Below are 3434 nucleotides of genomic sequence, written 5' to 3'. Positions count from 1 at the left end.
GGCCCGCGCCGGCCTGCACGCGGCCGACGCGGCGCTGCTGCCGTCCGGCACGGTCAATGGATCCGCCACACGCGCGTACCAGTCGGTGGAGACGCCGCTGGGCCGGGTCCTCGGTGCGACACCGGGCTACGAACGCTGGGGCAACGCCTACGACGTGAACGCGGCCGCCAGCTGGGAGATCGACCTGTTCGGCGGACTGCGCCGCGGGCGCGAAGCGGCGGGTGCCGACTACCAGGCATCCGAGGCGGACTTCGTCGCGGCCCGGCTCGCCGTCGCCGCCCAGACGGCGGACATCTACATCGGCATCCGCGGCCTGCAGGCCCGCCTCGGCATCGCGCAGCAGCAGGTCGCCACGCGCCGCGACCTGCTCGCCAAGGTCAGGCTGCTGCACGACAAGGGCGTGGCGCCCGCATACCAGGTCGACCAGACGGAGGGAGAACTGGCGCAGGCCGAAGCGGCCGTGCCCGCGTTGCAGGCCGGCCTGGACGCGGCGCTCAACGCACTGGACGTCATGCTCGGCACGCCGCCCGGCACGCATCGCGCCGAGTTGCGCGCGCCGGCCGCCATCCCGGCCGTGCCGGTCATCGGCACGATGGGCACGCCCGCCGACCTTCTGCAGCGCCGGCCCGACCTGATCGCGGCGGAGCGGCGCGTGGCCGCCGGTAATGCGCGCATCGGCGCGGCGATGGCGGAATACTATCCGCACGTGTCGCTGGGCGCCCTGCTCGGCAGCGCGACGACCTTGTCCGCCGGCCATTTGTTCGGCAGCGGTGCCGGCGAGGGCGCCGCCCTCCTCGGCGTGCGCTGGCGCCTGTTCGACTTCGGCCGCATCGACGCGCAGATCGCCCAGGCCAAGGGGCGCGAAGCGGAGTCGCTTGCGGCCTACCGCCTCGCCGTGCTACACGCGACGGAGGACGTCGAGAACGCGTTCTCGGCGCTGGCCAACCGCACGCAGCAAACGGCCGTCCTCGTGCGCGGCGAGGAGGCGCTCGCCCGTCCGCGCGCAGGCCCAGACGGACGTGGCGCGGGCGGCCGTGGCGGCCTACAAGGCGCTCGGGGGCGGATGGGAACCGGGCGGGATCGACAAGGTCGCGGCCCGCTGACGGCCGGTCAGCGCCGCAACTCCGACATGATTTTCTCGGCCAGGAAGTCGCACGGCGGCCGCTTCGACTTGGTGCTGCGCGCGAGGATGACTTCGAGCGGGTCGATTTCCGGCAGGCCCTGCGCCTGGCCGAGCAGGCTCAGGTGCGCGGGCACGGCGCAGCGCGCGAGCGGGGCCACGGCGAGGCCCGCCTCGACCATGCTGAGCAGGCCCATCAGGCTGGGGCTCTCGTACGACGTCCGGTAGGGAATCTTCGCCTTTTCCAGGCTGCGGATCGCGTTTTCGCGCGCCACGCTGCCGGGCAGGAACACGGCAATGGGCAGCGGCCGCTCGCGCCAGAGGTCGCGGCTGCTCGGCGTCGCGGCCCACACCATCGGCTCGAACCGGACGAACTCGCCGGACAGCCCCTTCACGCGCGTCGCGCACACGAGGTCGACCGAGCCATCCTTCACCATCGGCGCCAGCGCCACGCTCGGCAGGCCCACGACCTGGATCTGCACCTTCGGATACGTCGCCGAGAATTTTTTCAGAATCGGCGGAAACAGCGACGACGCGTAATCGTCCGGCACGCCGATGACCACGCGGCCCGTGATGTCCGGCCGCACGACCGCGGCCCACGCCTCGTCGCGCAAGGCCAGCATGCGCCGGGCGTAGGTGAGCAGGACCTCGCCGTCCTGTGTCGGCGTCACGCTGCGCGGGCCACGCACGAACAGCGGCTTGCCGAGCGCGCCTTCCAGGGTCTTGATCTGCATGCTCACGGCCGACTGCGAGCGGTGCACCACTTCCGCCGCGCGGCTGATGTTGCCGGTATCCGCCACGGCGACGATCATCGCCAGGACGTCGAGGTCGAGTGTTTTCATTGGTATCAGAAAATCTGATTGATAGATTCAGTATTATGCGATTTTCTTGGGACTTCGTGTGCGGCATAGTAGCGCAAAAGGAGTCAACGATGAACGCACGCACCGACCAGCACGCCCTGTCCGTCCCCGAGATCTACTTCGCCACCCTGCCGTCCGGCGTGCGCATGCCGTACGTGATGCGCGGTGCCGGCGAGCCGCTGCTGTTCGTCCACGGCTCGCTGTGCGACTACCGCTACTGGAACGGCCAGACGACCGCGCTGTCGAAACGCTTCCAGTGCGTCTCCGTGAGCCTCAGCCACTACTGGCCGGCCGACGACCTCGCGCTGCAGGGCGCGTTCAACTGGTGGACGCACGTCGCCGAACTCGCCGAATTCATCACCGCCATGGGCCTCGGTCCGGTGCACCTGGTCGGCCACTCGCGCGGCGGCTGCGTGGCGTTCCACCTGGCGCGCGACTATCCGCACCTCGTGAAATCGCTGACCCTGGCCGATCCCGGCGGCCCGCTGCACGCCGACGCGTCGCTGCCGCCCGCGACGGAAGCCCTGCGCGCAAGGGCAGCCCGGCTGATCGAAGACGGCGACGTCGACGCGGGCCTGGAACTGTTCGTCGATTCCGTCAGCCTGCCGGGCATCTGGCGCAAGAGCCCCGCGGCGTTCCGCACGATGGCGATCGACAACGCGGCCACCCTGCCGATGCAGTTCCGCGACCCGCTGCCCGCCTACACCCGCGCCGCGGCACAGGCCATCGGCTGCCCGACGCTGCTGATCGCCGGCGAGAAGAGCCCGCGCATGTATCGCGACAATGTCGGGCAGCTCGCGGCATGGATCGCAGGCGCCGCGGCGCGGACCATTGCCGGCGCATCGCACGGGATGAACGTGACGCATGCGGCGGAGTTCAACCGGCAGCTGGAAGCGTTCGTCGGCACCGTGCCGGCTTGACCGAAGCGCTTGACAGCGCGCTTCCACAACGACACGCGGCACTAAGCGGGCAAATCCCGGTCGAACGACTGCACCACGCCATTCCGGCAGCGCGGTGCGTCTTCGAAAGGATTTGCGATGTACAAGACCATCGTCGTTCACGTCGACGGCAGTGAGCAGCAGGACAGCCGCATGGCCGCCGCAGCCCGCCTCGCCCGCGAGCACGGCGCGCACCTGGTGGGCAGCGCGGCGACCGGCATCTCGTGGACGGACTACCTGTTACTCACCGGATCCATGGCCGCGCCGGTTCCGCCAGCCGATTTCGACGGCCTGCGCGAGACCGCGGCGCTGCATCTGCGCGCCTTCACGGACCAGGCCGCTAAACTCGGCGTCGCCTCGGTGGAAACGCGGCTCGTCGAGGACACGGCCGACGGCGCGCTGCTGCTGCAGGCGCGCTATGCCGACCTGATCGTGCTCAGCCGCGACGTCGATCCCGGGCCCGGCATCCCGCCCCGCGTGCGCAGGCTGCCGGAACACGTGGCGCTGCGCAGTCCG

Annotated in this window: 3 protein-coding genes and 1 pseudogene; 3 read left to right on the top strand and 1 reads right to left on the bottom strand. The window is 70.6% G+C overall.

The genetic code is table 11. The features are described 5' to 3' along the window. Positions 1 to 1103: pseudogene (locus tag ACEN88_RS27140) on the top strand (TolC family protein); the annotation flags it as partial. A 7-nt stretch (positions 1104 to 1110) separates the two neighbouring features. Here the strand turns inward: ACEN88_RS27140 and ACEN88_RS27135 are convergent. Beyond that, on the bottom strand, positions 1111 to 1962 hold the full coding sequence (locus ACEN88_RS27135) for a LysR substrate-binding domain-containing protein (RefSeq protein WP_413344661.1): 852 nt from the start codon (positions 1960 to 1962) through the stop codon (positions 1111 to 1113). Between the two features lie 89 nt (positions 1963 to 2051). Between ACEN88_RS27135 and ACEN88_RS27130 the strand changes: the two genes are divergently transcribed. Together ACEN88_RS27130 and ACEN88_RS27125 are read left to right on the top strand one after the other, a co-directional pair. Then, the gene (locus ACEN88_RS27130; RefSeq protein ID WP_413344659.1) at positions 2052 to 2900 is read left to right on the top strand and encodes an alpha/beta fold hydrolase; all 849 of its coding nucleotides are present in this window, start codon (positions 2052 to 2054) and stop codon (positions 2898 to 2900) included. A 117-nt stretch (positions 2901 to 3017) separates the two neighbouring features. Beyond that, positions 3018 to 3434 (top strand): universal stress protein (locus tag ACEN88_RS27125; RefSeq protein ID WP_413344657.1); only part of this gene is annotated, 417 nt, incomplete at its 3' end.

This window comes from Massilia sp. CT11-108 (assembly GCF_047302915.1).
Lineage (GTDB): Bacteria > Pseudomonadota > Gammaproteobacteria > Burkholderiales > Burkholderiaceae_D > Telluria > Telluria orientalis.
Note: the sequence above shows the minus strand (reverse complement) of the source record. Positions and strands in the feature narration are given on the sequence as shown.

Bases quoted from the DNA above. Each gene is read 5' to 3' on its own strand.
- ACEN88_RS27135 (WP_413344661.1), bottom strand. From the start codon at position 1,962: ATGAAAACACTCGACCTCGACGTCCTGGCGATGATCGTCGCCGTGGCG.
- ACEN88_RS27130 (WP_413344659.1), top strand. From the start codon at position 2,052: ATGAACGCACGCACCGACCAGCACGCCCTGTCCGTCCCCGAGATCTAC.